The sequence below is a fragment of the Saccharopolyspora galaxeae genome, from assembly GCF_016526145.1.
Classification (GTDB): Bacteria; Actinomycetota; Actinomycetes; order Mycobacteriales; family Pseudonocardiaceae; genus Saccharopolyspora_C; species Saccharopolyspora_C galaxeae.
Map to the genome: position 1 here is coordinate 306,353 of NZ_JADDUE010000007.1, position 17,685 is coordinate 324,037.

General features: G+C 68.6%; 20 protein-coding genes. 10 read left to right on the forward strand and 10 right to left on the reverse strand.

Annotation, left to right across the window (positions count from 1 at the left end; all coding sequences use genetic code 11):
• Positions 1-19: 19 nt before the first annotated feature.
• The 3 genes from merB to merA all read right to left on the reverse strand — a co-directional run bounded on the left by merB (position 20) and on the right by merA (position 2,632).
• Positions 20-697, reverse strand: coding sequence for an organomercurial lyase (gene merB, locus INP57_RS18160; protein ID WP_200071418.1), 678 nt, complete (start codon positions 695-697; stop codon positions 20-22).
• A gap of 73 nt (positions 698-770) precedes the next feature.
• Complete coding sequence (locus INP57_RS18165) at positions 771-1,166, reverse strand: MerR family transcriptional regulator (protein ID WP_200071419.1); 396 nt, start codon at positions 1,164-1,166, stop codon at positions 771-773.
• Positions 1,167-1,216: 50 nt separating this feature from the next.
• Positions 1,217-2,632 carry a mercury(II) reductase gene (merA, locus tag INP57_RS18170; RefSeq protein ID WP_200071420.1) on the reverse strand — a complete coding sequence of 472 codons (1,416 nt, stop codon included), beginning with the start codon at positions 2,630-2,632 and terminating at the stop codon, positions 1,217-1,219.
• Between the two features lie 113 nt (positions 2,633-2,745).
• Between merA and INP57_RS18175 the strand changes: the two genes are divergently transcribed.
• The 3 genes from INP57_RS18175 to INP57_RS18185 are packed head-to-tail and all read left to right on the forward strand — an operon-like array spanning position 2,746 to position 4,048.
• Entirely contained in the window at positions 2,746-3,132 is a 387-nt protein-coding gene (locus INP57_RS18175) for an ArsR/SmtB family transcription factor (protein ID WP_200071421.1), read from the forward strand.
• 14 nt (positions 3,133-3,146) lie between these two features.
• Positions 3,147-3,413, forward strand: coding sequence for a mercuric ion transporter MerT (gene merT, locus INP57_RS18180; protein WP_200071422.1), 267 nt, complete (start codon positions 3,147-3,149; stop codon positions 3,411-3,413).
• Between the two features lie 38 nt (positions 3,414-3,451).
• Positions 3,452-4,048: a hypothetical protein gene (locus tag INP57_RS18185; RefSeq protein WP_200071423.1), complete on the forward strand. Its 597-nt coding sequence runs from the start codon at positions 3,452-3,454 to the stop codon at positions 4,046-4,048.
• Between the two features lie 154 nt (positions 4,049-4,202).
• On the opposite strand, the gene INP57_RS18190 is transcribed toward INP57_RS18185, so the two are convergent.
• Positions 4,203-5,042: a helix-turn-helix domain-containing GNAT family N-acetyltransferase gene (locus INP57_RS18190; RefSeq protein ID WP_200071424.1), complete on the reverse strand. Its 840-nt coding sequence runs from the start codon at positions 5,040-5,042 to the stop codon at positions 4,203-4,205.
• A 101-nt stretch (positions 5,043-5,143) separates the two neighbouring features.
• On the opposite strand from INP57_RS18190, the gene INP57_RS18195 reads away from it, so the two are divergent.
• The 4 genes from INP57_RS18195 to INP57_RS18210 are packed head-to-tail and all read left to right on the forward strand — an operon-like array spanning position 5,144 to position 9,271.
• On the forward strand, positions 5,144-6,481 hold the full coding sequence (locus INP57_RS18195; RefSeq protein WP_200071425.1) for an FAD-dependent oxidoreductase: 1,338 nt from the start codon (positions 5,144-5,146) through the stop codon (positions 6,479-6,481).
• Positions 6,482-6,494: 13 nt separating this feature from the next.
• Positions 6,495-7,709: an MFS transporter gene (locus INP57_RS18200; RefSeq protein ID WP_200071426.1), complete on the forward strand. Its 1,215-nt coding sequence runs from the start codon at positions 6,495-6,497 to the stop codon at positions 7,707-7,709.
• Complete coding sequence (locus INP57_RS18205) at positions 7,706-8,755, forward strand: flavin-containing monooxygenase (RefSeq protein WP_200071427.1); 1,050 nt, start codon at positions 7,706-7,708, stop codon at positions 8,753-8,755. Before INP57_RS18200 ends, INP57_RS18205 begins: the two co-directional genes overlap by 4 nt.
• Before the next feature lie 12 nt (positions 8,756-8,767).
• Positions 8,768-9,271 (forward strand): hypothetical protein, encoded by a 504-nt coding sequence (locus tag INP57_RS18210; RefSeq protein ID WP_200071428.1) that lies wholly within the window; start codon positions 8,768-8,770, stop codon positions 9,269-9,271.
• Positions 9,272-9,365: 94 nt separating this feature from the next.
• Here INP57_RS18210 and INP57_RS18215 read toward each other — a convergent pair whose 3' ends face one another.
• The 5 genes from INP57_RS18215 to arsD are packed head-to-tail and all read right to left on the reverse strand — an operon-like array spanning position 9,366 to position 14,497.
• A complete protein-coding gene (locus INP57_RS18215) occupies positions 9,366-10,436 on the reverse strand; it encodes an ArsO family NAD(P)H-dependent flavin-containing monooxygenase (protein WP_200071429.1) in 1,071 nt (356 codons plus the stop codon).
• Positions 10,437-10,483: 47 nt separating this feature from the next.
• Positions 10,484-10,732 (reverse strand): DUF2180 family protein, encoded by a 249-nt coding sequence (locus tag INP57_RS30070; RefSeq protein WP_200071430.1) that lies wholly within the window; start codon positions 10,730-10,732, stop codon positions 10,484-10,486.
• A gap of 50 nt (positions 10,733-10,782) precedes the next feature.
• Positions 10,783-12,249, reverse strand: a complete 1,467-nt coding sequence (locus tag INP57_RS18225; protein ID WP_200071431.1) for an arsenic transporter — start codon at positions 12,247-12,249, stop codon at positions 10,783-10,785.
• Positions 12,246-14,120, reverse strand: coding sequence for an arsenical pump-driving ATPase (arsA, locus tag INP57_RS18230; RefSeq protein WP_307850148.1), 1,875 nt, complete (start codon positions 14,118-14,120; stop codon positions 12,246-12,248). Before arsA ends, INP57_RS18225 begins: the two co-directional genes overlap by 4 nt.
• 2 nt (positions 14,121-14,122) lie before the next feature.
• On the reverse strand, positions 14,123-14,497 hold the full coding sequence (gene arsD / locus INP57_RS18235) for an arsenite efflux transporter metallochaperone ArsD (RefSeq protein ID WP_200071432.1): 375 nt from the start codon (positions 14,495-14,497) through the stop codon (positions 14,123-14,125).
• Positions 14,498-14,698: 201 nt separating this feature from the next.
• On the opposite strand from arsD, the gene INP57_RS18240 reads away from it, so the two are divergent.
• The 3 genes from INP57_RS18240 to trxB all read left to right on the forward strand — a co-directional run bounded on the left by INP57_RS18240 (position 14,699) and on the right by trxB (position 16,845).
• The gene (locus INP57_RS18240) at positions 14,699-15,064 is read left to right on the forward strand and encodes an ArsR/SmtB family transcription factor (protein WP_233627769.1); all 366 of its coding nucleotides are present in this window, start codon (positions 14,699-14,701) and stop codon (positions 15,062-15,064) included.
• A gap of 102 nt (positions 15,065-15,166) precedes the next feature.
• Positions 15,167-15,844, forward strand: a complete 678-nt coding sequence (locus tag INP57_RS29640) for an arsenate reductase ArsC (protein WP_233627770.1) — start codon at positions 15,167-15,169, stop codon at positions 15,842-15,844.
• On the forward strand, positions 15,841-16,845 hold the full coding sequence (gene trxB / locus INP57_RS18250) for a thioredoxin-disulfide reductase (RefSeq protein WP_200071433.1): 1,005 nt from the start codon (positions 15,841-15,843) through the stop codon (positions 16,843-16,845). Before INP57_RS29640 ends, trxB begins: the two co-directional genes overlap by 4 nt.
• Before the next feature lie 68 nt (positions 16,846-16,913).
• Here the strand turns inward: trxB and INP57_RS18255 are convergent, their stop codons facing one another.
• Positions 16,914-17,666: a DUF2637 domain-containing protein gene (locus tag INP57_RS18255; protein WP_200071536.1), complete on the reverse strand. Its 753-nt coding sequence runs from the start codon at positions 17,664-17,666 to the stop codon at positions 16,914-16,916.
• Positions 17,667-17,685: the final 19 nt, after the last annotated feature.

The following is a 17,685-nucleotide window of genomic DNA, read 5'->3' on the forward strand; positions in this document are numbered from 1 at the left end:
TGTCTTCGGCCCGGCAAGCTCACTCGTCGGCATGGTCCTTCTCGTATCGCGTCAACGCCGCGGCCATGTCCCGCGCTGCGTCGAATCCGTCCTCAATGGACAAGGTGGCGATGTCGTCGCGACCGGCTGCCCAGTGCTCGGCCTCAATGCGGTTGAGGAAGAAGAAGCTGTGATGGCAGAAGGAGCCCCAGATCGCAGTCTTCGTACTGAAGTCGGATTGGCCACGAGCGGGCACGCGCTGCGTCACGGCAGCTTCGACCGGATCGGCCACGGTGATGCCGGAGGGACTGACCTGGAGCCGCACGACCGTGCCGGATTCGGGGGCGGTTGAGGACACCGTGATCGGAGCGTTCAACACGATCGTGAAGATCAGGGTGTCCATCGCGCACCACGTCCATTTCCGGGCGCCGCCGATGATGACCTGGTGAGCGGTCGGGTTGTGGGTCAGGCCGAGTCCAACGATTCGGCCCTCGTCGTCGCGTTCGGTCCAGGAGTCGAGCAGGGCAGCCGCGTGCGCGTGCTCGATGCCCAGGTCCGCGATCGAGTCCAGGACCCGGTCACGGCGGATGGGATGGTCCTCTTGGGCGAGCAGGCGGAGCATCCGGATCAGCAGACGGGCCGGGCCTTGGCCGAGATCGAGGGCGCCGCCTGGCTGGCTGAGTTCGGCGACGGTCTGGGTGGGATGTGCGCTGGTCACGGTCCTTACCTCCCACGGTGACGGCGTAGTTGCTGGATTGCCGCGACCGTAGGGTCTGACCCCGGGGTGAGGGTCAAGCGTGCGCGACGCAGCGGGGGTCACCCGGCCAACACACCCCACCCCGCCCGGCCAGTTCGGTGCGGTGGGCGTCCTCGAACTCGTCGATGCGCCGCAGTGTCTGATGCAACTCGTCGATCCGTGCGGACAGGCGCTGCCGTGACCGCTGAAGCAACCAGGCCAGACGCGGGCCGATCGGATCGGCGGTGCCGGTCAGCTCGCGGATCTCGGCCACGGTGAGCCCGAGGCTGCGGAGCTGGCCGATCAGGTGGACGCACCACAGGGCGTCGGCACCGAAGAGTCGGTAGTTCGCCGCGCTGCGACCGATGGTGTAGATCAAGCCGGAGTCGGTGTACTGGCGCAGCGTTTTGATCGGGACGCCGGTACGGCGGGACAGTTCCCCCACGGTCATCGGCCGGGACTGTCCCGTGCTGTCAGTCATCGTTGGCGTCTCCTTTTCGCTCAGGCGGCGCAGCAGGAGAGTTTGGTGATGTCGCGGGTGAAGGTTTGGGCGGCGAGTTTGAGGGCTTCGGCCATCGTCAGGTACGGGCACCACAGCTCGCCCATCTCGTAGACGCTCATCTGGTTGTGCAGCGCGTAGACGGCGGTGGCGATCACCTCGCCGGCGCCGTCGGCGAGCACGTGCGCACCGAGAAGCCGACCGGTGTTGCGTTCGGCGACCAGCTTGATCAGCCCGCGCGTGTCGCGGTTGATCAGGGCGCGCGGCACGTGTTCCAGCGACAGGACCCGGCATTCGCAGTCGTAGCCCCGCTGCTGGGCCTCGGCGTCGGTGAGGCCCGCGGCGGCGACCTGGGGGCTGGTGAAGGTCACCCGCGGCAGGTGGTGGTATTCCAGCGTTCGGCCTGCTTGGTGGAAGGCGTTGTCGACCACGACTGCGCCGTGCGCGCCCGCGACGTAGACGAACTGGGGGTGCCCGGTCACGTCACCCGCGGCCCAGATCCGGGGGTTGTCGGTGCGCAGGTGTTCATCGGTGACGACCTGGCCGTGCTGCCCCGTTCGTACGCCGACGGCGTCCAGTCCCAATCCGTCGGTGACCGGTGCGCGCCCGGTGGCCATCAACAGGGCATCGACCCGCAGCTCGCGAGCGTGCCCCTGCGGGTCGCGCAGCTCGGCGACGACCCGCCCGCTCTCGCGTCGCACCCGCGCCAGGACGGTGCCGGAGCGCACGCCGATGCCCTCCTCGGCGAAGACCCGCGCGAGTGCGTCGGAGACCTCGGGTTCCTCGGCCGGGGCCAGCCGGTCCAGCATCTCGACCACCTCAACGCGCACCCCGAGGCGAGAGAACAGTTGAGCCTGTTCCAGGCCGACATAGTTGCCCCCGATGACCAGCATCGATTCGGGCAGGACCGTGAGTTCCATCGCCGTGGTCGAGGTCAGGTAGTCCACCTCGTCCAGCCCGTCCACCCGGGGTATCCGCGGGGCCGAGCCGGTGGCGACGAGATAGTGCTCGGCCTCGATCCGGCGGCTCCCACCCCCGGCGAGGTCGACCTCCACCGCGGGGCCGTCCACGAACCGCGCCTGGCCGGCGATGATCTCCCAGCCGTACTCGGCGGCCAATCCCGTGTACTTGTCCTGCCGCATCGCAGTCACAAGGTCGCTCTTCCCGCCGATCAACTCGGCGAACGCGACCTCCTCGACGCTAGCCCGCACCCCCGGGAACCGCTCCGCGGACAGGGCCATATGCCGCGCCTCGGCGGCAGCCAGCAGCGCTTTCGAGGGCACGCAGCCGGTGTTCACACAGGTACCCCCGACGGTGCCGCGCTCGATCATCACCACCGAGTGGTTCTCCCGCCGCGCAGCGATCGCCGCCGCGAACGCCGCACCCCCGGAGCCGGTGATCGCCAGATCGAAGGCCATCTCCGCACCCTTCCTGGCGAGCCGCCGCGCCCGCCTAATCGTATTTGCCTGGCCGGATGTATGCTGGTGTCATAGTATCCGCCTTAGCGAATATGTGCAGGTGGTGGTCCCGCATGAGTGAGGCCGCGAACATCGCCCCGGTCGACGGGTTGCTTGGCGACGGGGACGAGGTCGGCACGGTGGCGAAGTTCTTCCGCGCCTTGGGTGACCCCAGCCGCCTGCGGCTGTTGGAGTTCCTGCTCGACGGTGAGCACTCGGTGAGCGACTGCGTCGCCCACATCGGCCTCTCGCAGGGCCGGATCTCCACCCACCTGGCGTGCCTGGCCGACTGTGGCTACGTCCAGGCTCGTCGTGAGGGCCGCTGGTGCTACTACCGGGTCACCGATCCGAGGGTGGCCGAGTTGGTCATGCTCGCCCGTGCGCTGGCCGCCGACAACTGCACTGCGCTGGACGCCTGCGAGCGCATCGACGCACCCGAGAGCGCCCCGAGGCGGACATAGGGGAGGGAGGATCGATGGCCACCACGGACAAGCGGCCAGCGCTAGCCACGCTCGGCGTCGGCGCGTTGCTGGTGCTGTGCTGCGCCGCTCCCGCCCTGATCGCCGCGGGCGTACTCGGCGCTCTCGCCGCCTGGCTGGGCAACCCCTGGGTGATCGGTGCCGCCGTGGCCGCCGCGCTCGTCGTGGCCTGGCAGGTCGGGACACGGCTTCGGAGCAGGCACTCCAGCACCTGTGATGCGCCCAGGCGACCCGAGCATCGCGACGAGGATCGGCCCTCGTAGCCCCTCGCGCCCGTACACCGCTGTGACCAGGAGCGTTCATGCCTGCCTCGATTCACACGACCACCCTCGCCCATCCCCGTCCGGCCACCTGCGGCGCCGTGCTGGCTCAACTGGCCCGTGACCGTCCCTCCCGCGTCGTGTTCGCGACTCTGACGGTCATCACCTTCGCCGTCTACGCCACCGTGTTGCCGTCTGAACAGGCCGGCGGACAACTCAGCCTGTCCAACTGGACGTACCTGACCGGGCTGCTACTGGGCTTTGCCATCGTGCTGGCCCTGGGGCTGGCCGCCGTGTTGACCGTGCAGGTCTATGCCCTGCGCCAAGCTGTCGCGGCACGCTGCACTGCCGGAGGCCGGGCCGCACTCGGTGGACTCGGATTCCTTGCCAGCCTCGTGCCCAGCCTGTGCTGCAGTCCCGTGCTCCCTGCCGTCCTGGCGCTGTTCGGTGTCGGCGCCAGCGGCGCTACCGCCACCATGAAAACCATCGCCCCGTATGCCACCGTGATCCTCACGGCAACCCTCGGATTCTTCTTGCTCCACGGGTGGTGGAGCATCCGACGCCTCGCTCGCCAGGGCAGCGCGACCGCTGGCGTGGGCGAGGACTGCTGTGGCCCTGCGGAGTCCACGGGCCGCTGAGGTGCGGCTGCGTCACGTCGGTGTTGCCGGGAGGGATACCCTCCCGCGGTCGACATCGACGGCTCGGACAGGTCCGTTGACCCGACAGAGCGGCAACCCACGCAAGCAATCCTTCCTGGATCTTGCTCGGTTCACGTTGATGTTGCCGCGTCGGTCAGTTGACGGGTGAGCGGCGTTCCAGGAGCACGGTGTCGTGCCAGACGCCGTCACGTTGGGCGATGCGTTCGCGGATGCCGACGGTGCGGTAGCCGGCTGCGTGGTGCAGGGCGATGCTCGCGCGGTTGTTGGTGAAGATCGCGGTTTGCAGGGTCCAGAGACCGGCGGCGTCGGCTTCGGTGACTTGCTTATGCAGCAGTGCTTTTCCGACTCCGCGTCCGCGGTGTCCGTCAGCGACGTAGACGGCGGTCTCGGCGACTCCGGCGTAGCACTCGCGTGGTGAGACGGGGCTGGCGGCGGTCCAGCCGACGACCTCGCCGTCGAGTTCGGCGACCCAGCGGTGGTCGGGCAGCCACTTGGCGTCGAGGCTGGCTTTGCTGGGCACGGTGGTCTCGAAGGTGGCGATGCCGGTGTCGATGCCTTCGGCGTAGACGCGGCGCACGGCGATCCAGTCCTCGCTGCTGAGGGCGCGGACGGTGACATCGGGCGGGAGGTTGTCCGGGCAGCAGGGCTGCGGCCCGAGCAGGCCCATCACGGCGTCGGCGGCATGGGGCAGGCCGGTGCAGCAGGCTTCGTTGATGGTGACGATCGTGGCGGTGCCTTCCTTGGCCTGGCGGATGAAGCCCGCGTCGGCGAGCTTGCGCACGTGGAATGAGCAAGTCGACTGGCTGGTTCCGAGGATCTTGGTCAACGCGCCCACGGTGATGCCATTCGGGCTGGTGGCCACGGCGTGCAGCAGTCGCACCCGGACGGGTTCGCCGAGGCAGGCGAACCAGTCGGCGTAGGTGGCTGCGTCGGAGGTGGGCAGGACCTGGGCTTGCCGGAGCGCGATCGCCATACCGTCAGTGTATCGACCGGAATCGATGGTTGCGTCTATCGAGTGTGCTCGATACATTCACCTCAACTCAATCGAGCTATATCGATGGAATGGAGTGAGGGATGAGCGAGTCGCCTGTGGTAGTGATCGGTGCTGGGCCGGTGGGGTTGGCAGCGGCTGCCGAGTTGGCCGAGCGAGGTGTGGAACCGCTCGTGCTGGAGCGCGCCGATCGAGCTGGGGCTGCGGTGGCGCAGTGGCATCACGTGCGTTTGTTCTCGCGTTGGGTCGAGCTGATCGACCCGGCCGCCCGTCGGCTGTTGGACACGCGTGGTTGGCAGTCCCCGGACGAGGACAGCTATCCGACGGGGCGGGAGTGGACCGAGCACTATCTGCGCCCGCTGGCCGAAGCGTTGGGCACGCGGGTGCGGCTCGGTGCCGAGGTCGTTGGGGTGGCTCGACGGGGCCGGGGCCGGGTCGTCGACGCCGGGCGCGACAGCGAGCCGTTGACCGTTCACCTGCGCACCGATTCGGGCGTCGAGGAACGGGTGACAGCCAGCGCCGTGATCGATGCCTCGGGAACCTGGGACAACCCGAACCCGCTCGGTGGGGACGGGCTGCCGGCTGCGGGCGAGCGGGCCGTGGCCGAGAAGATCGCCTACCAGGTGCCCGATCTGACCGATCCCGCTGTGCGGGAGGGGTATGTGGGTCGGCACGTGGTGATCGCCGGGAGCGGGCATTCGGCGTTGACGGCCCTGGTCGCCTTCGACGAGCTGGCCACCCCTCGACCGGATACGCGGATCACGTGGCTGCTGCGGCGCGGGGAGGTGGGGGACACCTTCGGCGGCGGCCAAGCCGATCAGTTGCCCGCCCGCGGTGCGCTGGGCCAGCGGGCCAAGGCCGCGGTCGAGGCTGGGCGGATCGCGGTCGTCACCGGGTTCCGCACCGCCGAGGTTGAAAGCGACGAGCACCAGCGCCTGGCCTTGGTATCCGATGCGGGCGCGCGGGTTGAGTCGGTCGACGAGGTGGTGGTGCTGACCGGGTTCCGCCCGGACCTGTCCTGGTTGTCAGAAGTCCGGCTTGGCCTGGACGCGACGTTGCAGGCGCCGGTGGCGTTGGCGCCGTTGATCGACCCGAATGTGCACTCCTGCGGCACGGTTTACCCCCACGGGGTCACCGAGTTGTCTCATCCGGAGCCGGGGGTGTTCCTGGCTGGGATGAAGAGCTACGGCCGTGCGCCGACGTTTTTGGCCCTGACCGGCTACGAGCAGGTGCGCTCGATCGCCGCGGCACTGGCTGGTGACCAGGAGTCCGCCGAGCGGGTCGAGTTGGTGTTGCCGGAAACGGGCGTGTGCGGTGGTGCCGGGGTATTCGACGCTCCTGCCGAGGAGCAGGCGGAGGGGTGCTGCGGTGCATCCGGCAAACCGGAGACGCTGACCGTGTCCACGCCGGCCGCGCACTGAGCGGGGCAACGGGGTGGCGTTCAAAGCGCTCGCGCAGTCGGATGTCGTGAGTCGGGCGGGGTTGCGGCGGGCGTTGATGACTTTGTGCGTCACTGAGGTCACCAGTTGGGGCGTGCTCTACTACGCCTTTCCCGTCCTAGCCGGGGATATCACGGAGGCGACGGGCTGGCCGACCACGGCGATCACCGCGGCGTTGTCGGCCAGCCAACTCGTCGCCGCACTGGTCGGCATCCCGGTCGGCCGGTGGCTCGATCACCATGGTCCGCGCGGGGTGATGACCGCGGGCTCGGTGCTGGCGGTGCCAGCCCTGGTGGCGGTGGCTACCGCGCAGAACCTGGCATGGTTTCTCGCGGCGTGGCTGCTGGTCGGGGTGGCGATGGGGGCGGTGCTGTATCCGCCCGCGTTCGCAGCCTTGACCCGCTGGCACGGCCCCGACCGGGTCCGGGCGCTGACCATCCTGACCTTGGCCGCTGGGCTGGCCAGCACCGTGTTCGCCCCGCTGACCGCCGCCCTCGCCGCCGTTCTGGACTGGCGGGCGACTTACCTCGTGCTGGCAGGCATCCTCGCGCTGATCACGATTCCTGGACACTGGTTCGGACTCGCACTCCCGTGGCCCGAACGCCCGGATGCCGAAGCCCAGCATGAGCGAGCCGACCCGGGGACGGTGGCGCGCAGTCGGGCGTTTGTCACGCTCACGGTCGCGTTGAGCGTGGCCGCCTTCGCGACCTTCGCCGTCGTGATCAACCTCGTGCCGTTGCTGGCCGAACACGGCATCGGCACTGGTACCGCCGCGATCGCGCTCGGTCTCGGTGGGGCGGGCCAGGTCCTCGGACGGCTCGGCTACACCACTCTGACCCGCCGCACCACCGTGCGGGCACGTACCGCGCTGATTCTGCTGGCGATGGCGGTGACCACCGCGCTGCTCGGGATGCTCACTTCGATGGCCTCGTTGATCGTCGCCGCGATCCTGGCGGGCATGGCGCGCGGGGTGTTCACGCTGTTGCAGGCCACAGCGGTCACCGACCGGTGGGGACCCCGGTATTACGGGCAGCTCACCGGCCTGCTGTCCGCGCCGTTGACGATCACGATGGCGCTGGCCCCCTTCGCCGGTGCCGCGCTGGCCGGCCTGCTCGGTGGCTACGCGACCACCTTTCTCGTCCTGGGGGCGGTCACCGTGGCCGCTGCCCTGCTCTCCCTGGTCACGAACCCTGGAAGGAACGTGCCGTGACTGATGTTGATGCTCTGGTGATTGGCGGTGGGCAGTCCGGGCTCGCCGCCGCCCATGCCCTTCGGAAGGTCGGCCGCGCGCCGGTGTTGCTGGAAGCCGGTGCCGAACCGGTGGGGTCGTGGCCGTCGTACTACGACAGCCTCACCCTGTTCTCCCCGGCCCGCTATAGCACGTTGCCCGGTATGGCCTTTCCCGGCGATCCGTGGCACTACCCGCATCGCGACGAGGTCATCGACTATCTCCGCCGCTACGCCAAGAACCTCGACGCCGACATCCGCACCGACCACCGCGTCGAGCACCTTCGTTGCGAGGGCAGGCGATTCGTGGCACACGTCCACGGCGGGGAGGTGTTGACGGCGCCGGTCGTGATCGCGGCGAGCGGTGCCTTTGGCCGCCCCTATCAACCGGATCTCCCCGGCCTGGATTCCTTCAGCGGGACCGTGCTGCACGCCGCCGACTACCGCGAACCCACTCAGTACGCCGGGCAGCGGGTCGTCGTGGTGGGCGCAGCGAATTCAGCGGTGCAGATCGGGGCCGAACTCGCCGAGCACGCCCGGGTCACCTTGGCCACCCGGCATCCGATCAAGTTCGCACCGCAGCTTCTTCTTGGCCGGGACGTGCATTTCTGGTCCGTGGTCAGTGGATTTGACCACCTGCCGATCGGGCACCTGGTGCGCAATCCGCCGCCGATGCCGGTCAACGATGACGGTCGCTACCGTCGAGCCGTCGAGGCGGGTAACCCCGACCAGCGGCGCATGTTCACCGCCATCGACGGCACCCGGCTCATCTGGTCGGACGGCACCCGCGAACACGTCGACACGCTCATCCTCGCCACCGGCTACCGCCCCGAACTCTCCTACCTGGACGGAACTGGCGCGCTGACCGCCGACGGCTTGCCCCGACACAAGCGCGGGCTGTCGACCACCGTGCCCGGACTGGGCTATGTCGGGCTGGAATGGCAACGCAGCTTCGCCTCCGCCACCCTGCGCGGAGTCGGCCGCGATGCCCGCTATGTCACCGCGAGACTCATCCGAGCCCGCGCCTGATCGGCTTTTGTAGTGGTGGATCAACTGATAGACCTGACGATGTCCTGGCTTCGTGCGTTCACGGCGGGCTTGTCGAGGTTTCGTTCGCGGGCGAACCGTGCTCCGCTGTTGGTTCTCGCGGATGCCCTTGCCGTCCTCGGGCACGATCCCGACGCTGCCTGCAACGACAAGCGGAGCCAATCGGATGTGGTTCCTCTCGCCAGGATCGCGGGAACGCTCGCTCTGGCTGCCGACTTCGATCGCGCTTTCCGGCCGTTGAACCCGGAGGTGCGGGCACGCCGCGACCGGCTTGCCCGGACGCATCATGACGCGCGGGCGTGGACCCCTATTCGCTTGATCCAACTGGGTGAGCTGTACTTCGTCGACGACGGGCACCATCGCATCGCATTGGCACATCAACGATCCCAGCGCAGCGTGGACGCCGCAGTCCATCGGATGTGCACCGTGCGATGGGTGCCCGCGACGTTGACCCACCGCGATCTCGGCGATCTGGCGAACAGGAGCCTGGCTCCCTGATCGCTGGGCAGGACCTGTGCAACGTGAAGACGACGGCTCGGATGGTTCAGGAGCGTCGATTTGCGGGTTCACACCTACCGAGGCTCGCGTGGTGTCACGTCGTCTTCTCGTGTGGGTGCAGGCGGTCGGCGAGGTCTGCGATGGTCGACTTCGCGGTGCGGCCGGCGCCGATCAGGGTGGCCGAGGCGGAGCCGGTCCAGTCTCCGTATCCCAGCAGGTATAGCCGTGGCTCGTCGACCGACCGCGTGCCTACGGTTTTCGGCACGCCGTTCTGGTACTCCAATCCCAAGGGATCGAGGTGGTGCAGGCTGGGACGGAACCCGGTGCACCAGATGATCGCGTCACAATGCTGGTGGGTTCCGTCGTTCCAAGCGATGCCCTCGCGGGTGAGGCGGTCGAACATGGGGTGGGCGTGCAGCACGCCGCGGTCACGGGCTTCGCGCACGCTGGGCACCATCACGATGTCGCCCAACCCGGAGACGCCCTCGGTGTCGGTACCGGCCCGCCGGGCGGCTTCGCGCTGGGTGGCCACGTCGAACAGGACGCGCCCGTCCACGTCGTCGGGCATGAACCGCGGAGGGCTCTGGGTTACCCAGGTCGCGTCAGCGATGGTGGAGACTTCGGCCAGGATCTGGGCCGCGGAGTTGCCGCCTCCCACGACCACTACCCGTTGGCCTCGGAACTGCTCGGGGGAGCGGTAGGCGACGGTGTGCAGTTGTTCTCCCGCGAACTCGTCGTCGCCCGGATAGTCCGGCAGGTACGGCGAGTCCCAGGTGCCGGTCGCGCTGATGACGATCGAGGTGCGCCAGGTCCCGTGGTCGGTGTCGACGGCCAGCCACGCACCCGCGTCGTGGACACCCTGCACGTGAACGGGGCGGTGAACGGGCAGCTCGTATCGCTGCTCATAGTTGCGCAGGTAACTGGCGACGTGGCCTGCGGTGGGGAAGGTTTCGCCTTCTTGGTGAGGCATCCACCAGCCGGGCAGCGGGCTGTACTCGGCCGGGGAGAACAGCCGCAGCGAGTCCCACCCGTACCGCCATGCGCCTCCCGGCCGGTCTTGCGCATCCAGGATGACGAAGTTCAGCCGGGCACGGCGGAGGAAGTACCCGGCGGCCAAGCCGGCTTGCCCGCCACCGATCACGACCACGTCCGCTGTGTCGGCCATGTCCTACCTCCGCTCGCTTCCCGTGCCCTCGAACGCCCTGGGGATCATTAGCAATCTCGGCCGCCCTGTGTTTCGCAGGCCGCGACGGTCGTACGGACCTGGGTGCAGGCGGAGCAGCGCAGGATACGAGCTGCCACTCGTGCCGGGTGGTTCACGACGGTCAGACCGACCACCCGACAGGTGACAGGGCGCCTCTCGGGGCGTGCGTGCTCGGCGCACACCCCCGCGCCGCAGTCCATACAGGTCCCCACGGCCGGCCGGTCGACGTTTTGCTCGGCGCAGTCGAAGCAGTGCATGACGGTCTCCTTCCGTGCGTGCCCGGGACAACCGGCCCGGAACTCCGGGTTTAGGTGCCGATGACGGTGAGCCACCCGGCCAGCGCGGCGAGCGTGATGAGCAGGACGGGGATGGTGAGCACGATGCCGGTGCGGAAGTAGCGGCCCCAGCCGATGTGCATTCCCTTGCGGTCGAGCACGTGCAGCCACAGCAGGGTGGCCAGGCTGCCAATCGGGGTGATCTTGGGTCCGAGGTCGGAGCCGATGACGTTGGCGTAGACCATCGCTTCGTGGGAGAGCCCGGTTGCGCCGACGGCGCCGATGGCCAGCGCGGCGATGAGCACCGTGGGCATGTTGTTCATGATCGAGGACAGCACCGCGACCACGACGCCGGTGCCGAGTGCGGCGGCCAGCACTCCGTGGTCGGCGAAGAATCCGAACAGCTTGGCCAGTTCACCGGTCAGTCCCTGGTTGCGCAGGCCGTAGACGACGAGGTACATGCCGATCGAAAACAGCACGATCTGCCAGGGCGCTTCCCGGATGACCTTGCCGACCGGAATCCGTCGCGGTCCGGTGGGACGGTCGTCGTCGGGCGTGGCCGAGGCTCCGGCGGGGTCGCCCGCGTCGGCGGTGCTGCGCGGATGGCCCATTGAGTGCTGTTCTGCGGTTTCCGTGCTGCCTGCGCCCACGATCGCGGGAAGCGGTGGGCGGACTGCCTGGGGGAAGGCGAAGGCGGGTTTGCGGGCGGCGACGGCGATGAGGATCAGCGCGCCGGCTCCGGCTACGACCGACAGTGGCACGCCGACGGGGTCGGCGCCGAAGTAGCCGACGAGCAGCAACGCGAGCACGACCCACCCGGCGCGGAAGGTCACCTGATCGCTGATGGCCTCCGCCGGTCGGCGCAGGGCGGTGACGTCGTAGGTCTGGGGGATCGAGCGGCGGAAGTACAGCAGCAGCACGCCCAGGCTGGCGGCGACCGAGACAATCCCGACCGGGACCATGACGGCGGCGAAGCGGGCGAAGCTGATGTGGAAGAAGTCGGCGGAGACGATGTTGACCAGGTTTGACACGACCAGCGGCAGGCTGCCGGTGTCGGCGATGAATCCGGTGGCCATCACGAAGCCCAGCGACGCTTTCGCGGAGAACCGCAGCGCGAGCATGATCTGCATGACGATCGGGGTCAGGATCAGCGCGGCGCCGTCGTTGGCGAACACCGCGGCGATCGCGGCACCGAGCAGCACGATCAACACGAACAGCGCCCGACCGTGGCCGCGCCCCCAGCGGGCGACGTGGAGTGCGGCCCACTCGAAGAAGCCGCACTCGTCGAGGATCAGGGAAATGATGATCACGGCGACGAAGGCCAGCGTCGCGTTCCAGACGATGCCCACCACGGTGGGCACGTCGGAGAGGTGCACCACCGTGGTGGCCAGGGCGACGACCGCACCGCCGAGCGCGCTCCAGCCGATGCCCAGGCCCTTGGGTTGCCAGATCACCAGGGTGAGCGTGGCGAGGAAGATCAGAATGGCTGCCACAGTCATGGCGTCGTCGTCTCTCCTGTCGAGCCTGAGTCGGGGTCGGTGGCCGGGACGTGTGTGACCACCGGTTGGGGTAAGTAGTCGCCGTGGGCGAGCCGCACCAAGTGCTCGGCTCCGACCGGTGCTGCGGCCTGCCAGGGCAGCACCACAGTGCGCTCGGCGTGGTCAGTGGCGACTTCGGCGAGGTAGCGGCGTTCTGAGGCGGCGCGTGCCACCAGCAGGGGGTCGACTGGGGAGGCCGCGGCCAAGCTTTGGTTGACCACCCAGGCGAACGGCTTGATTCCCGCCCGAGCGAGGTCGCCCTGCAGCGCGGCGGCCTCATGCACGGGTGTCGCCTCCGGGAGGCTCACCAGCACGACGCGGGTGTAATCCGGATCGGTCAGCCGGTCGAGGAGTTCCACGGCTTCGGCCGGTGGAGCCTGGCCGGTCTGCTGGGACAACTGGCGCTGGTAGCTACGGGAGGCATCCAGCAGCAACAGGGTGTGCCCGGTCGGGGCGGTGTCGACTACCACGATCCGATCCCGAGCGGCGGCCACGGTGCGGGCGAACGCGTGGAAGACCGCGATCTCCTCGGTGCAGGGCGACCGTAGGTCCTCAACCAGCAAGGCCCGGCCCTGCTCATCCAGTTCCGCGCCGGCCTCGGCAAGTACTGCCTCGGTATACGACGCCGTCTCGGCCACCGGGTCGATACGCGTGACCTCCAGGTCACCAAGCCCGTCGCCCAGGGCGGTGTCGAGGTGCGCGGCCGGGTCGGTCGTGGTCAGCGTGACCGGAAGCCCCCGTTGGGCCAGCGCCACGGCCACGGCTGAGGCGACCGTAGTCTTGCCGACGCCGCCCTTGCCCAGCGTCATCACCAGCCCGCGGCCGTTGGCGGCGACCTCGTCGACCAGCTCCCGCAGGTCGGTAGCCGTCCCGGCGGGCACCACGGTGTCGGCTGTCGAGACCGATTGTGCTGGCAGCGTGGGACGGAGCATGGCGCGCAAGCCCGGCACACCCAGTGGCAGCTCCGGCAGCAGGGGCACGGACTCGACCTCGGTCACTTCCGCCAACGACTCGGGCATCTGCTCTAGCGCGTCCTCGGCGCGCTGCTGCCACGCTTGTGCCAGGGGATCGTCGTTGCGGGTGGCGGTGAACACGCCGTTGACGATCAAGCGCTGGTTGTCGACGCCGAGTTCCCGGAGCTCAGCAGACGCCCGTCCGGCCTCTGCCAGTGCTCCCTGCTCGGGGCGGGTCACCAGAACCAGCGTGGTCTGGTCGCCGTCGGCCAGCGCGTGCATCGCCTCGGCGTAGCGCTGCTGCTGTGCCCCCATCTCCGCCAGCGGGCCGAGACACGAGGCGCCGCCGGGGTTGGTGGCCAGGAAGTCCGACCACGCGCTGGGCAGGCTCAGCAACCGCAGGGTGTGCCCGGTGGGCGCGGTGTCGAACACGACGTGGTCGAATCGCTCGCGGATCTCCGGGTCGGTCAGCAACGCGACGAACTCGTTGAACGCGGCGATCTCAACCGTGCAGGCGCCGGAGAGCTGTTCCTCGATCTGCTCCACGGCCGAGGCGGGCAGGCTGTCCCGGTACGGGCCGAGGACCTTCTCCCGGTACTGTGCCGCCGCGACGCCCGGATCGATGTTCATCACAGACAACCCAGCGACCCCGGGTACCGGCTGCGGATCCCGACCTGCGCTGGTCTCCAGGACTTCATCGAGGTTCGAGGCGGGATCGGTGCTGACCACCAGGACGCTGCGTCCGGCATCGGCCAGCCCGATCGCCGTCGCCGAAGCTGTTGAGGTCTTGCCCACGCCGCCCTTGCCGGTGAAGAACACGAACGGCGTGCGCACCCGGAGTAGACCGCCGAGGACCTGATCGGTGGGCACGGTGGCCACGTTCAGCACTCCCCGCCGCCGCAGCACCCACCGGACTCGGACTGCTCGACCACCGGCAGTCCGGGGCGCTCGGTGGACACCCCCGTCCACTCGGCCAGTTCCACCCGTGTCGGATACCGCCCCGAGGTGCGCAGCGCACCATCGACGAACACGGCAGGCAGGGCTTCCTCGCTCTTGTCCTTCAGTAGCGCGCCGACCTCGGCGTTCTCCACGAACTTGCCGGGCTCGGTCGACAAGCCGAACCTGTGGACCTCCACGCCAGCCGAGCCCAGCCACTCCACATCAGCAGCGAACTGCGTCAACGCCGGGTCCACCGACGGCCCACACACCCCGGTCGAACAGCACATCGCCGGGTCATAAATCTCGACAGACGTCATCACGGACCCCTTCCCGCTGGGAGCACTACGCAGCCGACGTTACATCGACTCACGCTGATGAATCAAACCAAGCTGATTCGAATGCCGACTTCGACAGGGTCTTGCCCTCGAAGGCGAGGATCAAAACAGCAGCGCACAGGTATCTTGCGCCGCCTGGAACATCACTTGACGGGATGTGTCCATCGATGCTTTCATCGAACCATGTTGATGTCACCCGTTGCTGGGGAAGACGAAGACGCTTCCGGGAACGCTGCGGACGCGCAACCGGACCTCGCCGAGGCCGCCGTGAAGCTCTTCGGAGATCCGCTCCGCGCGGAGATCGTGCGCCTGCTTGCCCGTGAGCAGATGTGTACCTGTCACCTGGTGGACGACACCGGCGCACGGCAGTCCACCATCAGCCACCACCTGCGCGTTCTGCGCGAAGCGGGCTTCGTGGCCGCCGAGGCGCGTGGCCGGTACACCTACTATCGGCTGCGCCCGGAAGCGCTGAGTCTGCTGACCGTCGGTATCGCGAACCTTGCCGCGCAGGCACACCACGCCCAGGCCATCCGCCGCCCCTGTGCCTGACCCGATCGCGACGTCCCATCAACATCCCTCGATAGGAGATCCGAGCCCCAGCCGAAGCGTCCCGCGCCAAGAATCGTCCTACCGAACTCCAGGCGGCCGACCATGTCCACGTCACCCCAGCACCACCACGACGCCGAGGAATACCGGCTGACCGACCCACACGTCACCGAACTCCTCGACCGCGCCACCGCCGACCTGCAACCCCAGTTCCAGGGGATCTTCGGCCCGGAAACCATCCGCGCGGTATTGGACGAGACCTACACGCAACTCAACGCCACAGCCCGGGTGCACACCCACCTCGCCACACTCGCGACGCGATTCGCCCGCGAACGTCTCACCTCGATTGCCAAGAACCAAGGAGCCCTCGTGTCCTCGACCCCCGAAGTGCTGTTCGTCTGCGTGCACAACGCCGGCCGATCCCAGATGGCCGCCGCACTGCTGCACCACCGCGCCCAAGGCCGAGTCACCGTCCGTTCGGCCGGCTCCGCGCCGGCCGAGACCATCAACCCAGCGGTGGTGCTCGCGATGGCCGAACTCGACCTCGACCTGTCCCAGGAATTCCCCAAGCCTCTGACCACCGAGGCGGTCGAAGCCGCCGACGTCGTGATCACGATGGGCTGCGGGGACGCGTGCCCGGTCTTTCCCGGCAAGCGCTACCTCGACTGGGAACTCGACGACCCCGCCGGTAAGTCGGTCGAGGAGGTCCGCGCCGTCCGCGACGAGATCGACCGCCGCGTCACCGGACTGCTGGCCGAGCTGGCACCGGAGGCCGCGCGGTGACGGGCGAGGTCCGCAACCTGATCATCGTGGGCTCTGGCCCGGCCGGATACACCGCTGCGGTGTATGCGGCTCGCGCGGAACTCGAACCGCTCGTTTTTGAGGGCACTCAGTTCGGTGGTGCGCTGATGACCACCACCGAGGTCGAGAACTACCCGGGCTTCCGCGACGGCATCATGGGTCCCGACCTCATGGAGCAGATGCGCAACCAAGCCCAGCGCTTCGGCGCCGACCTCCGGGCCGAGGACGTCGAGAACATCGCCCTCAGTGGCGAGACGAAAACAGTCCTCGCCAACGGCGTCGAGTACCGCGCCAAGGCCATCATCCTCGCGATGGGCGCCGCCGCCCGCTACGTCGGCGTGCCCGGAGAAGACCGCCTGCTCGGACGCGGCGTGTCCTCCTGCGCGACCTGCGACGGGTTCTTCTTCCGCGACCAGGACATCGCCGTCGTCGGCGGCGGGGATTCGGCGATGGAGGAAGCGACCTTCCTCACCCGCTTCGCCCGCTCGGTCACGATCATCCACCGCCGCGAGGAATTCCGCGCCTCCAAGATCATGCTCGAACGCGCCCGCGCGAACGAGAAGATCAAGTGGCGCACCAACGCCGTCGTCACCGAGGTCGTCGGCGACACCGCAGTCACCGGACTGAAGCTTCAGGACACGGTCACCGGCGTCGAATCCGAGCTTCCGGTGACCGCCATGTTCGTCGCCATCGGGCACGACCCGCGCAGCCAGCTCGTCCGCGACCAGCTCCAGGTCGACTCCGAGGGCTACGTCCTCGTGCAACAGCCCACCACGCACACGAGAATCCCCGGCGTCTTCGCCGCTGGCGATCTGGTGGACAAGACTTACCGCCAGGCGGTCACCGCGGCCGGGACCGGTTGTGCGGCAGCCATCGACGCGGAACGCTGGCTGGCCGAGCACGAAGCGACCAGCGCCGCACACGTCGCACCCGAGCACACAGGCGGCGGATACGCCGCCGAGATCGGAGCCACCGCGCGCTGACTTCACACCCGAAACCGTGGCCCTCACTCGCGCAAGTTCGTCGATGCGCGGGTAAGGGCCACGGCAGTCTATTCCACCGCCGCCAGGACCGCTCCGGGCTGGCGGTGCTGGCGGATGTGGCGGGTGAGGGCACGGGCTCGGGTCGAGCCGATGCTGAGCTTTCGGCGGAGTGTGTCGGCTGAGATCGGACGTTGGTGCAGGTTCCAGTGTTCGGCGTCGAGTCGGTACGCGTCCTCGCGCAGCGGATCATCATCCTCACCGTGCGGTGCCTCCGGGGCAGCATCCGTGCTGTTAGCGCTGTGACCAGGCGCGTTGTTCACCATCGTGCGCAGCGCTGGTACATCCTCAGCCTCCTCGGGAGCCTCCAGTGATGGGCTGGACTCGCCCGAGTCCGTCGAGTGCGGCTGCGCTGATTTGGCCTCGTCGGACTCGTGAACCGCCCCACCTGCCGTCTCCGCGCGGCGCCGCTTGAGAGCCTGGTTGAGCAGTTCGACGGACAGCAGCAGCGCCAGAGGTGGGCAGGCAGCCACGGCGATGGAGAAGGCGTTCAGCTCGGGTGCGGAGGCGATGTTGGCGCACAGCGACAACCCGATTCCGAGGGCGAACGACAGCCACGCCTTCCACTGTCCGGTGGCACGAGGGCGGTGGCCGGTCTTCCACAGTTCGATGGTGGCCATCGTCAACAATCCGTCGACAATAAGAGGCCAGAGGGTGGCGGTGGTCTCGTCGGCGCCGAACCGCAAGGCGAACTCCCGGCCGTGCCGGTAGGAGACGTAGGCCGCGCCGACGGCCACCAGCAGCGTGCACGCGAAAGCGCACAGGTTCGCGGCGACGTGTGCG